Source organism: Neobacillus sp. NRS-1170 (genome assembly GCF_050468025.1).
In genome coordinates this window covers 90,955-113,753 of record NZ_JBITPF010000025.1, presented here as the reverse complement: position 1 = coordinate 113,753, position 22,799 = coordinate 90,955, and the positions used below count along the sequence as shown (strand labels likewise).

Here is a 22,799-nt window from a genome sequence, read left to right as displayed (position 1 = left end):
AGAAGAGAAGATACAATTTCTCCTCTTCAATTTTTTTATTTCTTGTCTCTGTTAAACTTGTTTGTTGATTTGCGCTCCAGGCGCTTCGCTTTCCGCGGGCGTGCCGGGGAGCCTCCTCGGCGCTTTGGCGCCTGCGGGGTCTCCCCTGCCCCGTACTCCCGCAGGAGTCTTCGCGCCTTCCGCTCCAATCAACAGTGTTAAAAATCAACAATTGCCCTTTAACAGAGCCTATTTCTTAGATAAAGCTTCATTTGCCTTTTTCGTTAGTTCTTTTACGGCATCTTCTACACTTTCTTCCTCACTCCAAGCCTTTTTAAGAACATCTGTTTCATACTGCCAAATTTCCCCTGTGCTTTTCACACTTGGCAGTGGACGAGAATATTCCACACCATCAATAAAGGCTTTAAGGTTCAAATTCGGAACAGATTGTAACCAAGCATCTTGGGTACCATTGTAGGCAGGAATTACGGTTCCTGTTTTCGCGTATACTTCCGCTGCTTCTTTCGAGCCTAAGAATTGGACAAACTTCCACGCAGCATCTTTATGCTTTGTATTCGAAGCAATGACATTCGATAACCCATGTATCGCAACGGCTCGTTGTTTTCCTTTTGGAACAACGGCAACGTTTAAATCAGGGTTATTTTTGTATTCCGGAACCATCCATGGACCGTCAAACATCATCGCTATTTTTCCTGAAGAGAATAATTCGGAAGCAGCTGTTTCTGTCATTTGGGCTTGTGTTGGCGATAGCCCTTCTTTTATAAAACTAATATTGTATTTAAGGGCCTCAATCGCCTCAGGCTTGTCAAAACCAACAGACTTGCCATTATCAGAAATAATATAACCGCCATTTTGCCAAATGAAATCATAATATCCGCCTTGATTGCCCATTACAGCCGCATAGCCCCAAATACCTTTATCTTTATTTGTCAGCTTTTTAGCAACTTCCTTTAATTTATTCCAATCCCATGAATCGTCTGGATAAGGCACGCCTGCTTCATCAAAGATTTTTTTGTTATACCATAAGCCTGTAGTGTCAAAGTCTTTTGGTATTCCATATACTTTTCCATCAACAGTATAAAGATCAACTAAAGACTTTGGATAATTATCTAAACTAAAGTTATCTTTCTTTGCAAGGTCACTAAGCGGGAGAATAACCTTTCCCTCCGCATATTGCTCAACATGAGGACCATTCATCCACATAACATCTGGCAAGGCACCTCCAGTGGCAGCGGTTTCAAGTTTCTGGAAATATTGACCATATGGAGTCAGCTCTGTTTTCACTTTAATATTCGGGTATTTTTCATTAAACAACTTAATAATTTCTTCAATAGCAGGGACTTGCTTCTTATCCCAAAATCCATAGGTGATTTCCACTTTGTCATCTTTGCTATTACCTGAAGTCGTATCACTATTACTGCATCCGGCTAACCCTAGTAATCCTAAAATTACAGTTAAAAGCATGATAAGCCACTTTTTCATATTGTTCCCCTTCCTTCTGATAAATGTTTAGTAGATTTCTAAAAATACGCTTAGAACTTGAATGGTATAATGACCTCTTACCCTTTGATAACCCTTACATTTTTTTAAAATTGATTACGATGCTGGAACCATAATGGAGAAAATGAATTATGTTTAGATTTGACCACCTCCCTAAATAAAATAGTTTTTAATATTGGGAGATTCCTTTAATTCTTAACGGTTTCTACTAAACTAGTATAATAATCGTCAATATTGATCGATTGACCTTGATTTAGCCTCGATTCTTCTGCAGCAAATGCCATTAGGTGACTTCTTACGGATGCAGAAGTGGAAGAAACACTATCTTGTTTATGTCCATATTGAACTTCCCTCAGGAAGGTTCTCATGATTCCCTGATCTCCACCGCCGTGTCCCCCAATGGGTTTGTCAAACTTAATGACCGTTTCCTGTTTCGTGAGAAAATCAAAAATGGATATACTGTTTTCCTCCATATTTCCACGTATTTCGCCTTTTGTACCCATGATTTGAACAATCCGTGTTTGTTCCCTTGTAAAGCCGCACATGCTGAACGTTGCTGTCGCCCCACCCTCGAATTCCATATTCACTACTTGATGATCGACCACATCATTATCAGAGCGATATACACATTTGCCATAAGGCGTTTCATTTAATGCCTTTATGATGCCTTCGTTTGTATCATCTTCTGTAAATTTCTTAGCCCATCCTTTGCCTTCTCCAAGATAGTACCTGCCAGCGTGAAAGGGACATTCTAGTTCGGCAGGACAGCCCTCTAAACATCTATTCGGTGCTCCAACGGGGGCATTTGCTTCCTTAAAATGCATGAGCGATCCATAGGAACTTACACGATTACAATCCTTGCCGATCACAAAAGAAATAATATCCATGTCATGACAAGACTTTTGAAGAATCATCGGACTTGTTCTTCCCTTGTTATTCCAATTGCCGCGGACAAAGCTGTGGGACATATGCATGATTTCCACATTTTCATTTAATTGGAGTGATACAACCACTCCAATTTCCCCTTTGGAGATAATCTTTTTAATCGTTTCCCAAAATTCTGTATACCTTAGTACATGGCATATGGTAAGTTGCCGATTAAACTTTTGGGCGGCGCGTTCCATCATAATGCACTCCACTGGACTTGGAGACATAGGTTTTTCTAAAAGAACATGATAACCCAATTCCAATGCCCTCATGGTTGGCTCAAAATGGTTTTGATCAAGTGTACAGATAATCGCAATATCCGCTAATTTTGTTTCTTGATTCAATACCTCTTCCCAGGACTCATAACAATTTTCATCGGAAATTTGATAGTCCTGCCGAAATCTGTTTCTTCTTTCTCTGTTGGGCTCTGCCACACCGATAATCTTTAATTCATTCGGATAATCTAATGAATAAGGCGCATAAGCTCTTACCCCTCTGTCACCTGCTCCAATCAAAATAGCTGTAAGTGGTTTCATGTTAAACGCTCCTATCTTCAATAAATTTCGTTTTCCTAAATTTTTCCCGATTTAATCCAAACGTTTTCCAACTGTTGATTAAAAAAGAACCACTTAGGTTCGTTTTATGTTGGAGGACTCTCGAATGACTAATTCAAACGGTAAAATTATCTTTATCGGAAGTTTTACTTCCTCTTCCACCATTTCCATAATCGTTTTCGCTGCCATTCTCCCCATTTCATACTTTGGGATTTCAACCGTTGAAAGCTGTGGTGATGAATATTTCCCCATTTCCAGATTATCGACACCAAAAAAAGCGATATCCTCAGGGATACTAAGATGATTTTCTCTGACAGCCCTTATTGCAGCAATGGCCATTAAATCACTTGCGCAAACCATGGCGGTCGGCAAATGCTGCGGCTCCTGCTTTAGCAAATTCCTCATTTGTTGATAGCTGATTTCCATTTTCCACTTTGTATTGATAACCCATTCTGGTCGAATAACTAGTCCAGCTTGCCCCATGGCCTTTTGAAACCCTTTAAAACGATGTTCCGCAGACAAATCTTCAATGGCTGCATCAACACCTCCACCAATAAATCCTATGTCCCGGTGTCCTTGTTTCACAAAATACTTAACCACCGAATTGATGGCCGCTTCGCGATCGTAGTCAACGATGGCCATATTTTTATCTGAATAATAAAAGTCCAGCCCTACTACAGGAATTTGTTGCTGAATATATTCAATAAGGCTATCCTCAATCTTATCGATTAGAAGCAAGCCTTCAATCCCCAAGTCATGAATCGTCTTAAGAAGCAACGTTTCGTTTTCGATTTCATCCTTGGTAATACTAATAAGAGTGTAATCATTATTTGCTAATGTATCACGAATACCTGTATAGATAGTTGCAAAGTAAGGGTTCGTTTCTGCTTGTTTTGGATTAGCTACCCAGCCAATTTTCATCGTTCTTGTCTTACTCTTTTCTTGCTTGTTGGTCACTAAATTTCGAGCATGCTGATTTGGTATGTATCCTAACTCCTTCACAGCCTCCCAAATTTTCAATTTCGTTTCTGGCTTCACATTTCTAGTCTGATCATTTTGAATCACTCTTGAGACCGTCGAAATAGAAACACCAACATATTCCGCAATATCCTTTAATCTTGCCACTGCTAAAACACCTCTTAGGTTGAACTTATGCGCTTTCATTAATAGGATAACAAATTTTTCTCCCATTTCGGAAATTTCTTTTAAATTTTTAAATATTTGGTGAAAGAGGTTGCTCTCCCGCTCGGCTTAATGGTGGGTTGTTGGTACAAGGTTGGTTAAAAAATAAACTTCAGTTTCTGACTGAAAATTTTAACTAATTTGAATATACCCCCCTTACCATTAACCTGTCAACCCATTAATTAAAATTATGTTAAAATTCATCGGGTTGTTGGTATAGGTTAACTTTTAAAAAAACTCATAGACAAAATGCTATGAGTCATTATCGATTAGCTTAGTTCGGTGTAGAAGCGGCAGCGATCTCCACGTACAATGGATATACAAAATTCAACTGGCACACCATTAAAATCATACGCTGTCCGTTCAAGCAGGAGTGCCGGACGACCTTCCTCCGTTTGCAGATATCCACTTTCTTCTGCACGAATAAGAACAGGTTCAAATGCCTCTTTTGCTCTGGTCACTACGATATTAAACTGTTGTGAAAACAAATCATATAAAGAAATTTCCCCTACTTTTTTTAGCTGATCCATATCTGAAACGACGTGTTTCGGAATGAAAGATGATTCCAAAATATATGGCTCATCATTGGCACAGCGAAGGCGTTTCATTTCAATGACATTCTCATCTTTCCCCAGCTGCAGCGCTTCCTGGATTTTTGCAGTTGGTTTGACTTCTTCTATTTTTAGTATGATATCCTTAGGATTCAATCCTTTTTCTTTTAATACTTTGCTAAAACTGTAAAATCCCATCAATGACTGCTGCAATTTCGGTTTAGCCACGAAGGTTCCTTTTCCTTGAATTCGGTACAGTATCCCTTCCTGTACAAGCTCCTCAATTGCTTTTTTAGCCGTGTTACGGCTGACACCAAATTGGTCCATTAATTGATTTTCCGAAGGGATTTTATCTCCCGGAGTCCAATGTCCCTTTTCAATCGAATCCTTTAGTCTTTCCATCAATTGGTGATATAGCGGAATTAAACTTTCATGCTGCAATGGTTTCATTTTACTAAACCTGCCTCCAAACCATACTAACATTCTTTTAATAACCTAAATTATATCACCAACACTTGTGGAGTCAACCCAACAACCTGTTTCTTTACAGAATAGTTTCTACCAAACTATAATAATTATAGTCTCCGCCATATCAACTTCAAATAAGTTTTATAAAGTGATTTTCACTAATATTTTTCTATTTAATTCACTGATACTTTCGTCTTTTGCCTCAATAACGTGAATCATTTCCTCAATAATATTGTTTAACGTCATTTGGCTAGTATCTTTTCCCAGAATAATAGAAGTTTTATACTGTAACCTTTTTTCTTTCTCACTCACAAAAATACCTCCATTTTTAAAATGCTAATAAGCGTTTTGCTACTTTCATTTAATTCCAAGTACAGTCCCGATTCCGCCCGTTGTGGAGACCCCACCAACTACGCAAGCTGCGGTTGAATCCAACTCAATTTCCCCACAATCACAATGGATTTTTTTGCATCCGGTTTCGATAATACAAGGTTACTAGTTTGTATTTCCAATAAAACTATTAAATACGACACACCCAATATAAAGATTAATGTGATGCTTTTCACACGAAACAACGGCTGTATAATCGCTTTACACCTTGATATTTTAACCCTATACTTACAACTGCATGCATCTGTATATTGATCAACTTATCAAGATCTTGACTGCATTTGATAGTTATTTTATCTGCAAATCCATAATTCAATCCTAGTTCAATCAATTCTTTCCGTTTGTTCTCTATACACTCTTGTAATTCTCTTACTTGACTTGTAAAGTCTGTCGATAGCATCGTTCCCTCTCACCTCATATATTTTCTGCGCTAATAGAATCAGCCAATTTTGTACAAAAATAAGAGGTAGCGTCAGGATTTTGTGGATTTACCACGTAAAGGTTAGAAAACTTGATATGTCAGCATCCATAGTTAGTTTCAATAGAGTAACCCTAACGGGATGTTACATATTCTCGTATAGAAAGGCTTCAAATGTCCCATACAACTTGTGTCAAAAAATCTTAGCGTGGTAATTATGCATTTGCCTGACTACATCCCTCTTAGTATTTGAATAAAATAGATCAGATGAGTTTCTCATCTAATCTATTTTATTTACATACCTAATTTATTGTTTCACCACAACCAAATAATTAATTATAAGTTGCTTTTCATTCGTGTTCTTGACTGCTACAGCTTATATTAAAACTTTAAGTTTTTACAAAGTTTTTGTAAAATTAAGAAACATTATGGTAACCATAACATTATTTTATTGACACTGGATTTTTATCTACTGTTATTACACGAGGCCTGGCAACATACGAAAAAGCCAAGGCTTTTTTCAAGAAGCGCTTGGCTGATTTGTATCAGTATGTTCAAGAGTTAGAGATCCATTGCAATTGTTTTAAAATTTTCGCACCAGAACCTCCTCAAGCAGTAAGGCATACTTTCTTAAACTGGATTCCTTGATTTGTAATAAAGTGCAGTCATCACTACGGTTTAATTGGCCCTGTTGTCTCCTGTTCCACCTGTCACAAAGTTACCTCCCCACTAATAACGGTGTTATATCACTATTAACAAAATATCGTTCTGCTTTTACTCCATAGCAGGAATTTTATTCCAATTCTTTTGGATTACATTAATAAAAGATTGAATTGTTACTACGTTTTCTTTTTCCTTCAACGTAATGATAGAGGTGTTTATTTTTACTTTGTTCTCAGTAACTAGGATCGGGACTAAATCACCATTGTTAATTTCTTTTTTTATGCAGGCATTGATTCCCAACCCTACCCCGATATTATTTAATACGGCCTTTTTGATCCCATCTAAACTTCCAAATTCTATTACGTTTTGTGATGAGAGTTTCGATTGTCTCAAATATTTACTCGTCATCGTTTCATAATATCCGTCAGCATGATATTTAATTAAAGGAAATTTCGTCAGTAATTGGTCTTCCGGGTACCTTGCATATAAATCTTTAGAAACTACCAGAACCATGTCACCCTCTGCAATCACGATGTTTGTAATTCCATTTTTACTTAACTCGCCCGAAATAATCCCTATATCATATTTTTTTGATTCTATCCCTTTTATAACTTCATCCCTTTTACAGGAAATCAACTTAATCTGTGTATGGGGATTTAAATTCAAATACTCAGAAATGAAATAAGGCAAATAATTCGTACAATAGCTTTCACCAGCAGCAATCGTTACATTTCCATACGGATTTGAAAGTTCCGCGAAAGATGATTCAATCTCCTCTACTATAAAAAATAGCTGATCCGTATATGTTCTAAGGATTTCACCAGCAGGCGTCAAAAAGTTCTTCTTTCCTATTCGTATAAATAGCTGCTGTTTCAATTCTTGTTCGAGCGTTTGAATTTGTGCAGTTACAGCAGGTTGAGTGAAGTTTAACTGTTGAGCTGCCTTTGTAAAATTTAGGTACTCTGCTGCGAATTTGAAAGTTTTAAGATGTCTCAATTCCATAATAGCTACTCTCCATCTATCAAATTTCTTGGACTGGCGCATAATAGTATAGTGCTGTATATCAATTAAATAATGGTATAGTTACGATTACAATAAAATCTCCTTCAATGATTAACAACGTGAGTTTCTTTTCCATGTGTTATAAAATTCAGCAGTTACATTATTTTATTAAGCAAGAATCATACCAATTTAATTACTACTAATAATCTAGTAAATGCTGATCTTCAGTCAATTTTTAGGGTGTTTTATCGGTTATTTAATAACCTAAAACATAACCATTACTATTTTTTGAACAAGCTTCTTAAAACAGATTAAATCTTCTCTTCGAAAAGATTTGGTCCAATGAAAGTATTTGAAAGTGAGGTACTCTTGCTAAGATATTTAAATGATGGCAAGAAAAAAAGCATTACCGTTATTCCAGTAATGCGCCCTTTTATGGAAGATCATTAATCCAATTTTATTAAAAAAAGAATCTATTTTGAAAAAAGATTACATCAAAAGGGATTCTTCGTTTGTAAATGCATATTGTGTTTTAAAAATAATTTTCTTTTCAATTAATTATTTTCTCTTTGATCCATTGTAAAACCTGTATACCCATAGGAGTGATCGTTGTGCCTTGCTTCTTGACACCTACTTCGACACATCTACACCTTTGGAGAATCGATAGCTTATTGCGAATTTGAGCTTCGGATAAAGGACGGGAGATCAATGAGCATAAAACGGTTCGTCCCACTCGCTCCTGCCGCTTACTGAAGTTCCACAGGATTGTCAATATATCCTCATAATCCATAAGGGAACCGTGACGTGACAAGAATTGAAGGATTTCCTCTCTTTCCACTGTTTCCTCTCCGGCTGTCGGACCGTGAGAGAGTGACAAGATACCGCTGCTATTCAATATACGTTCAGGAATATGTTGTAATTGCACTGTATCTCCTTCTACAATTACCTTCAGATACTTAATGAAATTTTCCAACTCCCGAATATTACCTGGCCAGCTGTAATTTAAAAGAACATTTTTTACTTCAGGTGTAAATCGTAGCTTTCGCCCATTATCATGAAGGAAATTGTCAATTAGGATAAAAAGATCCTCATGCCGTTCTCTAAGATTTGGGATATTTAACGGCAAAACATTGAGTCTATAATACAAATCTTCCCGAAAAGCACCCTTTGACACCATACTATTCAGGTTTCGGTTTGTGGCAGCGATCACCCTGACATTGATGGGAATTACGCGATTTCCTCCTACCCGCATCACTTGCCGCTCTTGGAGCACACGCAGCAAGGCGGCCTGAATACTGAGAGGAGCATCCCCAATTTCATCCAGAAAAATGGTTCCATTATGAGCCAATTCGAACAGACCCATTTTCCCTCCTTTTTTAGCTCCTGTGAAAGAGCCCTCTTCGTATCCAAACAATTCACTTTCTGCCAAACTTTCTGTAAGGCCGGCAAAATTGACCGGGACGAATGGGCCATCCCGCCGGGTGGAATACTTATGAATCGCTTGGGCAAATACTTCCTTACCCGTACCGTTTTCTCCTGTGATCATTACGGTAAAATCACTTTCTGCCAGTCTGACAGCAACCTGTTTCGTAGAGGTGATGGACCCGCTTACACCGATAATATTTTCAAAAGAATATTTTGTCGTTAATCCCAGACGGCTGCTATTTTTGCGGATTTCCTGTTCAATTCGTTGAACAATCGTGACGTCTTGAAACGTAACAACGACGCCCATTAAACGCCCGTCCAGCATCACGGGAACTTTGGTAACCAGAAGAACCTTGTTCCGTATCTCCAATAATTGATTGGACTCCTCCGCGTGGGATTGAAATATCTGATTCAGGTTAAACTCAGGGATTACATCCCAGCACGCCTTTCCAAGGCAATTCTCTGGAGACAAGCTGAGGATTTTCTCCGCTTCTTCATTAAAAACAGTAATATATCCCCATTCATCCATACTGATAATTCCTTCATGAACAGCATTAAATACAGATTCCAGCTTTTGATTTAACCGCTTCTCATTGTTTACGGAATTGGCTAAATTTCTTCCAAGGCGGACAAAATCACGGAAAAACTCCGCTGTATAGAAATGCGCATTTTCTATAGGAAGATTCAATTGTTGAGCAATATCATAAATAGTTGTCAAATCGATCGGGCGTATGCCCAAATCAATCACTTTACCAATCGTCTCCGGGACAAGTTCTTTTAATCCATGAGTAACCGCCACATCGATATCCTCAAGTACAGGTCGGATTTCCGCTGTCTGCGGAACATATGGAATAAAGTGCAAATGATCAAATCCCAGGCGATTCAAAAGCTCGATGGCATCTACAATCGTGTCCATACTGTTCGAGACAAATAGACATTGGGTTCCCGGAGCCAAATCCATCAGTTGTTCGAGCTTTGGCAAATAAACGGTTCTTCTGGCAAACAGGGTCCGCTCATGGAGTAGTTTCGGTAAACGATCCAATATACTTTCTGCGGAAACTAGAATCAGTTCACACTTATCCACTAATTGGCTATCCAGCTCCCCGTGCTCATGGACGATATAAATCTGAATATTGGTACCGAAAAACATCCTCAGATTAGTTTCAAAGGTTTGTGCTAGTTTTTCCCCTCTTGTTAGCAGTAAAATACTTGGTCTCTCCATTTTTCTCTCCTCTTAAAACCCCTTTTTTTAGGATAATAATAACTTAAAAACAAACCTAAAACTATACCTAAAAAAATTCCTATTGAAGTATTTCAAAGAAACGAGACGGCTATTAGAGGAAGATTTTTAACCCAATAGGAAAATTTGTTTGTTTTTTACGCTTTTTTTCTAACTTTACTATTCGAAAAAAATGCAAGTACCAAACCGGCACTTGCATTTTTGTTTATTAAAATTATAGCTTACGAAGAAGGTTGGTAATCAGGGCGGCCCTAAAGGGAAGTTGATCGATTTCAATATGCTCATTTTCGGCATGGTTACCTTCTCCCACTGGACCTAACCCATCTAGCGTTGGAATGCCTAATGCAGATGTGAAATTCCCATCACTGCCCCCACCAACTGATTCCTCAGTCAAGTGAAACCCTAATTCAGATGAACATGTTTTTGCTAGCTTAAACAATTTTTCATTTTGAGCTGTTCTTTCCATAGGCGGTCGGGTAACTCCACCTGCAACTTGTAAGGATATCCCTTCCAGATGCGGCTTAAGCCCATAAATGATTTTCGAAACACGTTCCGCCTCACGGAACTGGCTGATTCGCAGATCCACAGCCAGTTCCGCTTGTTCTGCTACCACATTTCCGGCGCTCCCTCCTCGTACCGCACCGACATTTAGAGTTGTTTCCAACTCATAATCAGTAAGTGAGTGCAAGAATAAAATCTGATGAGCCATTTCCTGTACCGCGCTGATTCCATCCTGATGATTTTGCCCTGCATGTGCTGCTTTTCCTTTAATCTGGATCGAAAACCTGCCAACTCCTTTTCGGGCTGTTTTAAGTGCACCTGTATGTGGCGCTGCCGGCTCTGGAACGAGAACAACCTGGCTCTTTAAAGCTTCCCGTTCTATTAATGCCCTAGATGTTTTGCTTCCAACCTCTTCATCGCTTGTACATAAGAAAACGATTTTCTTGTTTAAGGAAATCCCCAACTCACGGCAGGCTTTCAGCGCCCAAAGAGCCTGGATAATTCCTCCTTTCATATCCAGGATGCCCGGCCCATACGCCTTGTTCCCTTCTACTCGGTAGGAAAGCCTTCCCACCTCCCAGACAGTGTCAAAATGGCCTATGATTAAGATTTGGGCATCGCCTTTCCCATAACTAAACCGCAGGTGATTCCCCGCATGCTCCTGGGGAATCACTTCCGACTCAACGTCAAGATGCTTCTTAAACAGCTGTTGAATCACTTCTCCACATTGATCCACCCGTACTTTCGAATGCGAAGGCGACTCAGCCAGCACAAGTGTTTTTAGATCTTTCAGGATCTCTTCTTGGTGTTGCTTAAAGTATTCTAGTAATTTATCCATATTTGAAATCCCCTATATTTATCTTTTATTTCTTAGAAAGGTCCCCAGTTGATCATCATACCGATAATGATGAAAATTAATCCGAGAACAAACCAAACTGCCGTTAATGGAAGCATGAACTTCAGCCATTTTCCATAAGAGATGCCGCTCATTGCTAGTACACCCATCAGCACACCAGATGTCGGATTGATGGTATTTACTAACCCTTCCCCAAACATAACCGCCTGGACAGCTACTTGACGTGTAATATGCAGCAAATCTGCCAAAGGGACAAGAATCGGCATCAACACGGTAGATTCCCCGGAACCAGAAGAAATCAAAAAGTGCAGAGCCGCACTTCCGATATACATTCCAATCGAAGCGGTAATCGGAGACAACGGTTCAAGGAGTTGGACCAACGCATTGACGATGGTATCTAATATCTTTGCATCATCAAGGATTAAGCCCACTGCTCTGGCCATCCCCACAATAAGAGCTCCATAGACCATTTGTTTACAGCCTTGAATAAATGTGAATGCAATGTCATTTGCACTCATTCGCGCGATCAAACCGGCGCCGATGGCAATAAAAATGAAAAGACCAGCCATTTCATTTTCCGTCCATTTAAATATCTGAGAGAAAATCATAAAACCTAGCAAAGATAATCCCGCAAACGATAAGATTAGCTTTTGCTGCAAGGAAACCGTTACCGTAGTCTCTACTTCAGCACCTTTCACTGCATCAGAAGGGAGCGATTCTGGGCCAAGGATGCTCTTGGTCGGGTCCTTTCGAATTTTGCGTGCATACAAATATACATATAAAAGAGTACAAGCGAGAAATGTTAGGTAGATAATGATCCGGTAGACCATTCCCGAGAAAAGCGGAAGCTCGGCAATACGCTGGGATAGTCCAAGTGTTTGAGGAGCAAAAACAGGTACGTTCCAACCAGTATATGTTCCTAGATAGATAAGGGAAACGCCGAAAATAGCATCCAATTTCAATCCACGTGCGATAAATAATCCTAATGGTATGAAAGCGATTACCGAATTGACCACAATTCCAGTCGTTCCCAAAACAGACAATATCAATCCTACAGGGATAATTAAAAACAGCAAGCGATTCCTGAATCGAGTAAGGGTGGACTTAAGAAACGCATCGATTGCACCCGATTTTTCAATGACAGCTAAGGCTCCGCTTGTAAATAAGATAAGGAAAATAAGCGGTGCGCCCATTACCATTCCGTTTTGGATCGTGGTAAAGAAGTCTACGAAACCAGTGGGATTTGAATCAACAAAATGAAAACTTCCAGGTACCGTTACGGTGATATCTCCTTTTTTTATCTTTTCAAATCCACCTGCCGGTAAAATGTATGTAGCAATAGCGCAGATCAATGCCACAAAAAATAATAGAACATAAGCGTCAAGCTGTACGAATCTTCTTTTCTTCTCTACTCTCTCCTGATCAGCTGTCTTTTCAACTGTTACCTCTTTCCAAATGGATTGCATTTAGTATCCCCCAATTCCGAATTTCTTTTTTCATCTTGCGCCTCCTCTTTCCTTTGGAGTTTTGACCCCGTTATTTTGCTTGGCTCCTCGATAGCCCATCCACCTCATTTCAATGTGTTATAAAATTCAGAAGTTACAGATTTTTATTACGCAAGAATTATGCCAATTTTAATTTCTACAAATAATCTATTTAATACTGATCTTCAGTTAGTTTTTAGGTTGGTTTATTGGTTGTTGAATAACCTAAAATATAACCATTTTTATATTTTGAACAAGGTTCTTTGAACAGATTAAATCTCCTCTTCGAAAAGACTTGGTCGAATGAAAGTATTTAAAAGTAAGGTCACTTGCTGAAAATGCGGATTCGTATTTTGGAAATTAAAAAGACGATTCTCCTACTTTAAGGTCAGAAGAACCGTCTTTTGTATTTATTTCACTATTTATTTTCCCCAGGCTGCTCCTTTATTAGCAAAAAATAATTTAGCACTTTTTGAACTAAACCCCAGTCTGTTTAAGTACAAACCTTCACAATGTCTTTAATCTAGTAAAAGCAGCCAATCATGTTCATGCTTCAGTTATTTCAATAATCCGAGAAACAAGAAAAAAAGTTTGCTTCAATATTTATTGCACGCTAAAATGATTAATAGTTTATAAAGAACGAGGAAATAGAGATGAAATTGCAATTAAAAGCAGATTTAGCGCTACTAATGATTACGTTTTTTTGGGGTGCATCCATCCTGCTTACAAAGATTGGCCTCAATCATATTCATGAATATAATTTAATCGCATTGCGTTTTCTGATTGCCTTTTTCATTTCAGGCATCGTATTTTACAAGCATTTAATCAAAATCGATTTCAAAACGTCAAATATGCATTTATATTAGCTTCGATTCTGTTTCTCATTTATATTTGTGCTACGTTTGGCACAAAGTACACATCGGTTTCGAATGCCGGATTCTTAATGAGTCTGACTGTCATATTCATCCCCGTACTAGAATTTGTATATTTTAAGAAAAGGCCCGAAAAAAGAGTAGTGGTCGGAATCCTGTTGACCATAGTGGGAATCAGCTTATTGACATTGAACAGCGAATTAAGGATCGGTTTTGGGGATGTGTTATGCATTTTATGTGCCTTATTCTATGCCGTTTATATCCTTGTGACGGGAGCGATGACTAAGCATGCCGATTCCATTTCCCTTGGGGTTCTACAACTAGGTTTTGTTGGATTGTTCGCCTTCGTTTTTTCCATGTTTATGGAAACACCCAAACTTCCCGAAACGTTAGAATCATGGTTTGCAGTCCTCGTTTTAAGCATATTTTGCACTGCAATCACTTTCATTGTTCAAATCATTGCCCAGCAGTATACCAGCCCTACACATACAGGCCTTATTTTCACTTTAGAGCCGGTGTTTTCGGCAGGCTTTGCCTTTGTTTTCACAGGAGAAACGCTGGATCTTAAAGGTTACCTTGGGGCAACTCTTATTTTATTGAGTGTATTAATTGCTGAACTCGATTTTAAGAGTTTATTAAAACAAAATAATTACAGCAAAAATATGGAGTAGATCATTTGCTGCTCTTCCCTATTGATATCCGAGGTTGTCTCAAACCTCCATGGCTTTGCAGCCGCCACCACGAATGAAAATATTTTATGCCTGTTTCGCTGATCAATTTCCAAAAAAGCCCTTTATTTTCGTAAAAAATTAATTACCCTTTCACTTAATTAAGCTGCCAATTGGGTTTATGCATATTTTTTTCGGATCTTGCCAACCACCAACAACAGCAAGGGAATCCCAATCATGTAGACGGGAAATGCAATTGGAATCACGAACATCTTGTAATAATAATGAGTAAATATCTGGATATTTTTAATTGACACAGCCATGATAAATGAAATAGGAGCAAGAAACCAAGCCACTTTTCGCCAATCCTTCAGGTGAAACATTTGTGCTGTTCCATAACAAGCGAGAAACATATATATCGCCAGTTTAACAAAAATACTGAAAAACCAAATAATAACAATCAGAATATCCACATTTTGAATGAATTCCATGACGGATATGAACCGGCTCAAATCGTAAACTGGATACAAAAACCTTGAAGGTAAATTCGGACCGAATGTTAAAATCACCGCTAATGTTCCGATTGTTACAATGAAAATGGCCAGTCCTACTCCCCACATCGCCCGTGATGACGCTTGGTCTGGTTTGTCCATAAAGAAGACGAACATTGTCATCATAAGAGACTCTCCAAAAAAAGCGGCTACAGGGGTATAGGAACCTTTAAGGATTGGAAGCCATCCAGAATCTTGATAAATGGGCAGCATATAATGCCAATTCATATTGCCAAGATTCAAAATGATTACAAACGTTATCATTAAAAGCACCATCGGCCCAACGATTTCACTTAAGCGTCCAATGCCTTCCACCCCACCCTGGTAAATGATAAAAATGAGCAGTAACATAGCAGTAAAGACAATGACCCACAAAGGTGTATTATGAAACAACGCGGTAATAATGAAATCACCAAATTCACGGACGGTTATCCCATTAATCCAGTACCATGGAAGTAAATAGGGAATCATCATCAGCTTTCCTAGCCATTTACCGAGAATGGTTTGACTAAATTCAATCATAGTTTGATTCGGATAAAGCGAACCGAGTGTGGTTGCCAGAAAAGTAATGGCAATCCCAACAAGCCCTGCAATCACCATCGAGATCCATGCATCTTGTTTGGCAGTACGGATCGTAGATGGGATGATCAGAAGAATCGTTTGTCCCACTTCCAATGTGAACATCATCCAAAAGATTTGCCTGCCAGAGATTTTCATTGAAATTCTCACAATCCATATACCTCCTTATTTTTTTATTTCATTTTTCTTTAACTGCAACGATGGTCCGGTTAGACCTATTTGCCGAATGGTCAGATTTGCATGGACAGATACCTGTAATTTTTGAAATTGTTTGTCCCAATTTTTCTTTCGTACTTTCCATTGGGATGGATATTTTTGATGAATGGCTTCTCCCAAGCCAAAGATATCGGTTCCGTATTGTTTTTGAACCTTTTTGATGGTTTGGAGAGCTTGTTTTTCGGCCTTTTTTTCCAATACATGTTTTAAAAGAGTAAGATTTTTCGGCTGCGTAAGATCTAAATTCGTATTGTTCTCCCGAATGATTCCTTCACCAGAAAGATCAATGTCACACTGGATGATGTTCCCTCGAATAATGGGTTTGATTTTACTGTCAATTTTCGTCATTGATAAACTGGCAATTCCCTTTCCTTGTGGAACAGTTTCCGTAATGGTCTGTTTACTTAAACGATTAACCAGCCAAAGAGCGGTTGACCCTTCATGTTTATTTAAAAATCCCACCAATTTAAGGTCTTTGTTAAAAATCGCTCCACCTTGAATTTGAAATCCTTTGCTACCCGTCAGTTCAATAACGGGCAAGATTGGGGTCATTCCGTCACTCGTGCCAGCAATAAGAAAATTTAATAAAGTAGTGTCTCCCAATTCACCTGTTTGTGTATGTCCTTTTAGTGCCCCAATTGCCGGGATATTTTCTAAAGGGGAGGATGCTTCCAGAAACTGTTTTGCAGTACTCCCCTTTACGACGAACGCATCTGCCCGTATTCGAATATCCGGATCTCGGCTATAGGTATCTAATACAGGAGCGAGACCGTGTTTAGCCAATTGTTCTCCAATCACAATCACACGCCGGTGCCCTCGAAAGACTTCTCTCGACAATTTTGTTTGCATCACTTGTACAGCTTCAAGTGTGTCTCTTCCAGTTCCCGATTCTATAAAAACTGCTTTTCCTTCTCCACTTCTTCCACTCTGTCCCATTCCCATTTTTGAAGGGATGATAAATTGACCGCTGATTTCAAGCTTGTTATTCTTCGCTTGATCAAGTCCCCAACCTAATTCTATTGCCAGATCGTTTAACTCCGTACGATCCCAACAGCCCGTCAAGAAAAATAAAGAAATGGTCAGTATCATGCAAAGTGCCTTGTTCAGGCTCATTCTGTCTGCCCCCCTGTTTTGGACCTGGCTGTTGTCCATCTGGAATACGCATTTTCTCCTCTCCAGATACCATTATAGGGCGGTGGGTCATGTTCCACCGAGGTGTTCGGAGCAAAACATCCTTCAAATTTCGAGGAATCTGAGGAGCAACCGGGCTTAGATAAGGAATACCAAAAGAACGAATATTGGTTAGATGGATCATAATCGCAAGGGCACTAAAAGCAACCCCATACAGCCCAAGCATCCCCGCCAATAGCAGCATCGGGAATCGCAGCATCCGAAAGGCTGTTCCCAAGTTGTAGCGTGGAAAAGCAAACGACGCAATACCGGTTGTAGCCACAACAATGACCAAGGGTGCCGAGATAATGCCTGCTTGCACGGCAGCTTGTCCGATGACAAGTGCTCCCACGATACTGACCGCTGATCCAATGGGTTTTGGCAGCCGAACGCCCGCTTCCCGCAAACCCTCAAACAAAAATTCCATCATCAGTGCTTCTACGACAGCCGGGAAAGGAATACCTTCTCGAGCTGCTGCAATACTGATAAGCAAATTTGTCGGGATCAATTGCGGATGAAAGGTTGTAATAGCAACGTAGAGAGAAGGAAGTAATAATGAAAGATTAATTAATGCAAAACGTATCCATCGAATAAAGGTTGTGTAGATGGATCGTTCATAATAATCCTCCGCTGCTTGCAAACCTGCCCAGAATGTCATGGGAACGACCAGAACAAAAGGTGTGTTATCCACAAAAATGGCGACTTTTCCTTCTAATAGGCTTGCACACACAGCATCCGGCCGTTCGGTATTCTGAATTTGCGGAAAGGGAGAAAAAGGTTGATCCTCGATAAACTCTTCAATAAAAGCTGACTCCAACACCCCATCAATTTGAATTCGCTGAATCCTTTGTCGAACTTCCTCCAAAACCGAATTTGGTGCAATCCCCTCAATGTAAGCAATCACCACATCTGTCTGTGATAAATCCCCAATCGAATAAGGTTCCATTTTTAGCCTCGGGCTCCGAATTCTTCGGCGAACAAGGCTCGTATTGACCCTAAGCGTTTCCGTAAACCCATCCCGAGGGCCTCGAACAGAAATTTCGGAAGCAGGCTCTTCAATACTACGTTTTTCAAACCCTTTTAAATCAGCAACCAGGGCTTGATTCTCCCCATCTGTCAGAACGGCGATATTAGCTTTCAATATTCCTTCTATAACTTCACGAACAGTAGAAACCGTCTTTACTTGGGAAGAAGCGATAAGCCGATCTTGGATGATTTCCCCTATTGGGCCTACACTCTTTAATCCATTAGGCATCCCTTCGAACATCATTGGTTTTAAAACAACCTGTTCCACTAATTTTGTATCCACTAATCCATCTATATAAATTAGAAGAATTTTGGTCTGCTTATTTATGAGAATGGGACGAAAAGCAATATCGGAACAATTGTCAAAAACTTGTTTCAAAACCTCTTCATTCTCGGATATATCCTGTCCGAGTTCAACATCTTGAATATTTGGGGGCAGTACACTGGTACGCTCCAGTTCCTGAATAGCTTTTTTTAAAGGCTTTATCTTACGAAGTTTTTTCATCATACTACCCCATTTAACATATGATTTATGTTTTTTATACTTGGGCCTTAATGTTCATAATTTCTTGGCAGCAAAGTTTTACATGCCTTTCCACCAAGTAGTTTTTGAATGTATTATGATTTTCGGAAGGTAAAGTCATTCGTCTGAAAAATTCCACCAGAAGGACACACTCTCGACATCCTTCTTAACATGGCTCAACATTGGAAAATTATTCAATTATTTCTGCAAGCTAGTTAATCTGCAAATGGGGGACCCTTACTTAGCTCAATAATCACTACTTTTTTGGTTGCTATCAATTGGAGGTATGGTTTTCCGTATTTTCTTCATGGTCAATGGAATTGGTTCGAAAATTGCAAAAAGCTGCAGTGATTTCAATAGTGAAGTCACTGCAGCTTTTATTGTAAGCCGTTTATTATACTGCCAAACTATGATAATACTTGTCTATCGGATATATAAGGAGTTCTTGCGTAATAGGATCTTAGTAGTTTTTAAAGGTAAAAAAGGACCCCTTACAAAGCTTTATTTGTCATAGCACAAATCGAGCTTTGTATTTTTTTGATACTAATATTGGAAATTGTTTATTTATTACTCAACCAAGCATCTGCCCAGTCCGCATGATCATTTCCATTACCGTTACCTGCATCCCCGACCACTAGTGTTAATTCTTTCTTACCGGTAAGGTCAACATCAACAAATTTTGCTGGGGTATTATAATACATTGTACCGCTATTAAATTCTTCAACCCCATCAAGCAGCACCTTAAACACGACCGAACCGCCATTACCACCAGTTTCATGGTCAATTCCTACATAAGAATTAAATCGTTTGTAATTTGAATTTGAGATATCATAGGTAATCTCTGATTTTGCATGAGTTCCTATCCCTTTGTTAAACGTCATCGGCCCTGTAGTTTTCAGCAATGAAAGTGGGTTTCCGTCGATACTTTTGTCAATTTGAATCGTTGCCCATCCAACAGTTGCTTTTACCCATGGAATATCACTAAGATAGACGCCGCCAGAAACCACTTGTACCTTTGCTGAAGTCACCACCGAATTTCCCAATATTACAGAGACTCCAACCTCTTTCATTCCCTTAAAATTAGTTGGCGGGGACACAACAAAGGAATATGTCTCCTCTCCTCCTGCAGGTAATTGAAAGTCCTTTGTTGATGGCTGCGCATTCCAACCATCTGGTAATTGCAATTCAATTTTTCCAGGTGTCACTGTTTCCGTTAATTCATTTTGAACCCTTACGTTTAATGTAGTAGAACCACCTTCAACACTGATTGGATTTGGTTCAACATTTGTCGAAATCAGCTTTACTGCTGGGGTTACTTCTATTTGATTGGATTTACTAATCGTTCCATTACCTGTGCTTAATTCAGCTTCAATGGAATAATTATTAGAAACTGTATCAATAGGGACAGATAAATCCGCCTCAACTGTTTTGGATTCTCCTGGTTCAATTCCTTCAAAAGCCACCTTAAACGGTTTAACATTCCAACCCTCAGGGGCCTTTACAATCACTTCTCCTGAAGGGGATTCCAATGTACCAGGGTTTGATAAATGAACCTTTACCTTAACTGTATTTCCTGCAGTTACACTATTCGTAGATTCTAAATCGAAATTGAGCAAAGACTCAATTTTATAGGTTTTACCTGGTTGAGTTTTAAACGAAATGGTATCGCCATCCTTGGTAAATTTCATCTTTTTATTATCTCCGATTCTTGTCAGAGTAAAAGGTGCATTGAACATTGGACTTTTTAATTTTGCATCGTTTCCGTGATCGGAAGTCAAATGAATTACTGCAGGGACGCCATTTTTCCAGTTTGTATCAATCGTAAATGCACCACGTGCTTTTAGTCCTTTATAGGAACCGTCCTTCCAAGCTTTAGGAAGTGCAGGCAATATTTGAATTGATTCGGTATGGCTTTGAATTAACATTTCAGCAATTCCCGATGTCGCACCAAAGTTTCCATCAATCTGAAACGGTGGATGGGTATCAAACAGGTTACTCAACGTACTTCCAGTAAGCTGTCCTTGAAGGATTTTATAGGCATGTTCACCATCCAACAAACGTGCCCATAAGTTAATTTTGTTTGCTTTACTCCAGCCTGTCCCCTCATCACCACGATGGTTTAAAGTGACTTTAGCTGCATTAAGCCACTCCGGTGTATTGTGATTGATCATGCTTCCTGGATATAGTGCAACCAGTTGGGATATATGACGATGAGTTTCAGCAGGATCATCTATATCATCCTTCCACTCTTGCACCTGACCATATCTGCCAATTTGAATCGGTGGGAATAATTGATCCCTTTTGGCCTTTAACTCAGCTCGAAACACCTCATCGGTATGCAAAACCTCGCTAGCTTCAATTACATTTGAAAACAACTCATACACTAACTGTTGGTCAAAGGCACATCCATCAGAAATACCACCAATCTCAGGAGACCAGCATGGAGAAACAACCAGCTTCTTATTTTGATCTTCGACTAAAAACTTACTATGAAACTCAGCCGCTTCTTTAATTATTGGATAGATCTTTTCTTTCAAGTATTCTTTATCATCAGTAAACTTATAATGTTCCCAAAGGTTTTGGGAAATGAAGGCGTTCGCACTAGGTGCCCATCCCCAGCCTAATCCCCATCCGGGAGCAGTAAATCCAAATGGATTATTCATCGTATTAACGGTCCATCCTCCGCCTGTAACACCAAAATGTTTTTCCGCTGAAACCCTTCCTGGTTCTCTTAATGAGTCAACATAATTCACTAATGGCAAAGCGGTTTCAGAAAGATTGGTCACTTCTGCAGGCCAATAATTCATTTGCAGGTTAATGTTGAAATGATAGTCACTATCCCACGGTGGTGTATTCGAATTATTCCATACCCCTTGCAGATTTGCAGGAAGCGTTCCGGGTCTTGAAGAGGCAATGAGCAAATATCTTCCATATTGGAAGAATAGTTCTTCCAGATACTTATTGTTTGTATTACTGTAAGATGCTAATAATTCATTTGTTGGAATGGATGGCTCTTTTCCTCCTAAATCCAAAGAAACACGATTAAATAAAGATTGATAGTCTATAATATGTGTAGATTTTAATGAATCGTAAGTCTTTTCAGAAATAGAGGCCATGATTTCCTCAATCTTTTGATGTGAATCTTTTCCCTTATAATCAGGGTATTTATTCTCATAATCAGTAGCTGCAGTCATAATAATTGTTAGTGTATCTGCATTTGCCACTTTAATTTTTCCATTCTCTGATGTTAACGTACCACCCTCATTCAGGACTTTGAATTCTGCCTCATATTTCATTCCATTATTCGCTATTTGTCCCCTGATGGTGATTGTGTTATCTATGGACGATATCTTACCTCCCTGTGCGCTAGTGGGTCTGACATCTAGGGAAATCTGTCCGGACTTACTAGCATTTAAACGCATGACCATAACATGATCGGGATAACTTGCAAAATATTCCCTAGTATAGTGAACATCTTTATAGTTATAAGCCACACTGGCAATCCCTTCATTTAGATTTAATTCCCTGCGATAATTTGAAAATGAAGCCTGATCTGGCATATTAAAATCTAAGTATATGTCCCCAAAATTCTGATAGTCACCAAACCCGTCTTGAAGACCTGTGAGAAATTGTGAAGACTCCTTTTCTGCCCCTGATTTATCACCTTTTGATAACTTTCCCCTGATGCTATCCAAGTGGTCCGCTGCCCCATCCCGATTGCCGTATGTATAATCACCAGTACTGTTTGGTCCGCCAGTCCAAAGGGTTTTTTCATTAAACTGAATATGTTCTTGCTGGATTCCCCCAAAGACCATTCCGCCCATATAGCCATTACCAATTGGCAATGCTTGGGTTTCCCAGTTTTTTGCCGGCTGATTGTACCAGAGTGATAGTTTCTTTTCTTCATTTTTTGGAGTCTCAATGGAACTAGGTGATGTTTCCTTTGCCTTAACAAACACCCCAGGGCTTCCTAGAGAAAATAACAAAGTACTAGAAAGCAATCCTCCTATTAATAGGTTTTTATATTTCACAT

The 22,799-nt window shown here is 39.1% G+C and carries 13 protein-coding genes and 3 pseudogenes; 1 reads left to right on the top strand and 15 read right to left on the bottom strand.

Features of this window, described 5'->3' with window-relative positions; translation table 11 throughout:
- Positions 1–228: 228 nt before the first annotated feature.
- From ACIFOT_RS10765 to ACIFOT_RS10715, 11 genes and pseudogenes are all read right to left on the bottom strand, one after another.
- Complete coding sequence (locus ACIFOT_RS10765; RefSeq protein ID WP_430064483.1) at positions 229–1,482, bottom strand: ABC transporter substrate-binding protein; 1,254 nt, start codon at positions 1,480–1,482, stop codon at positions 229–231.
- A gap of 206 nt (positions 1,483–1,688) precedes the next feature.
- Entirely contained in the window at positions 1,689–2,963 is a 1,275-nt protein-coding gene (locus ACIFOT_RS10760) for a Gfo/Idh/MocA family protein (protein ID WP_430064482.1), read from the bottom strand.
- Between the two features lie 93 nt (positions 2,964–3,056).
- Positions 3,057–4,106, bottom strand: a complete 1,050-nt coding sequence (locus ACIFOT_RS10755) for a LacI family DNA-binding transcriptional regulator (protein ID WP_430064481.1) — start codon at positions 4,104–4,106, stop codon at positions 3,057–3,059.
- Positions 4,107–4,432: 326 nt separating this feature from the next.
- Positions 4,433–5,164 carry a GntR family transcriptional regulator gene (locus ACIFOT_RS10750; protein ID WP_430064480.1) on the bottom strand — a complete coding sequence of 244 codons (732 nt, stop codon included), beginning with the start codon at positions 5,162–5,164 and terminating at the stop codon, positions 4,433–4,435.
- 159 nt (positions 5,165–5,323) lie between these two features.
- Positions 5,324–5,494 carry a hypothetical protein gene (locus tag ACIFOT_RS10745; RefSeq protein WP_430064479.1) on the bottom strand — a complete coding sequence of 57 codons (171 nt, stop codon included), beginning with the start codon at positions 5,492–5,494 and terminating at the stop codon, positions 5,324–5,326.
- 250 nt (positions 5,495–5,744) lie between these two features.
- A complete protein-coding gene (locus ACIFOT_RS10740) occupies positions 5,745–5,972 on the bottom strand; it encodes a Spo0E family sporulation regulatory protein-aspartic acid phosphatase (protein WP_430064478.1) in 228 nt (75 codons plus the stop codon).
- A 476-nt stretch (positions 5,973–6,448) separates the two neighbouring features.
- A pseudogene (locus tag ACIFOT_RS10735) lies at positions 6,449–6,532 on the bottom strand (IS6 family transposase); the annotation flags it as partial.
- A 232-nt stretch (positions 6,533–6,764) separates the two neighbouring features.
- Positions 6,765–7,655 carry a LysR family transcriptional regulator gene (locus tag ACIFOT_RS10730; protein WP_430064477.1) on the bottom strand — a complete coding sequence of 297 codons (891 nt, stop codon included), beginning with the start codon at positions 7,653–7,655 and terminating at the stop codon, positions 6,765–6,767.
- A gap of 550 nt (positions 7,656–8,205) precedes the next feature.
- Positions 8,206–10,302 carry a sigma-54 interaction domain-containing protein gene (locus tag ACIFOT_RS10725; protein ID WP_430064476.1) on the bottom strand — a complete coding sequence of 699 codons (2,097 nt, stop codon included), beginning with the start codon at positions 10,300–10,302 and terminating at the stop codon, positions 8,206–8,208.
- A gap of 232 nt (positions 10,303–10,534) precedes the next feature.
- A complete protein-coding gene (locus ACIFOT_RS10720) occupies positions 10,535–11,659 on the bottom strand; it encodes a M20 family metallopeptidase (protein WP_430064475.1) in 1,125 nt (374 codons plus the stop codon).
- Between the two features lie 32 nt (positions 11,660–11,691).
- Complete coding sequence (locus tag ACIFOT_RS10715) at positions 11,692–13,143, bottom strand: YfcC family protein (RefSeq protein ID WP_430064474.1); 1,452 nt, start codon at positions 13,141–13,143, stop codon at positions 11,692–11,694.
- 671 nt (positions 13,144–13,814) lie between these two features.
- On the opposite strand from ACIFOT_RS10715, the pseudogene ACIFOT_RS10710 reads away from it, so the two are divergent.
- Positions 13,815–14,704 (top strand): annotated as a pseudogene (locus tag ACIFOT_RS10710) (DMT family transporter).
- Between the two features lie 176 nt (positions 14,705–14,880).
- Here the strand turns inward: ACIFOT_RS10710 and ACIFOT_RS10705 are convergent.
- The 4 genes and pseudogenes from ACIFOT_RS10705 to ACIFOT_RS10690 form a co-directional block, all read right to left on the bottom strand.
- Positions 14,881–15,969, bottom strand: a complete 1,089-nt coding sequence (locus tag ACIFOT_RS10705) for a GerAB/ArcD/ProY family transporter (protein ID WP_430064633.1) — start codon at positions 15,967–15,969, stop codon at positions 14,881–14,883.
- Positions 15,970–15,996: 27 nt separating this feature from the next.
- Complete coding sequence (locus ACIFOT_RS10700; RefSeq protein ID WP_430064473.1) at positions 15,997–17,160, bottom strand: Ger(x)C family spore germination protein; 1,164 nt, start codon at positions 17,158–17,160, stop codon at positions 15,997–15,999.
- A gap of 7 nt (positions 17,161–17,167) precedes the next feature.
- Positions 17,168–18,751, bottom strand: a pseudogene (locus ACIFOT_RS10695) (spore germination protein); the annotation flags it as partial.
- Positions 18,752–19,326: 575 nt separating this feature from the next.
- Positions 19,327–22,797: a glycosyl hydrolase family 95 catalytic domain-containing protein gene (locus ACIFOT_RS10690; protein WP_430064472.1), complete on the bottom strand. Its 3,471-nt coding sequence runs from the start codon at positions 22,795–22,797 to the stop codon at positions 19,327–19,329.
- Positions 22,798–22,799: the final 2 nt, after the last annotated feature.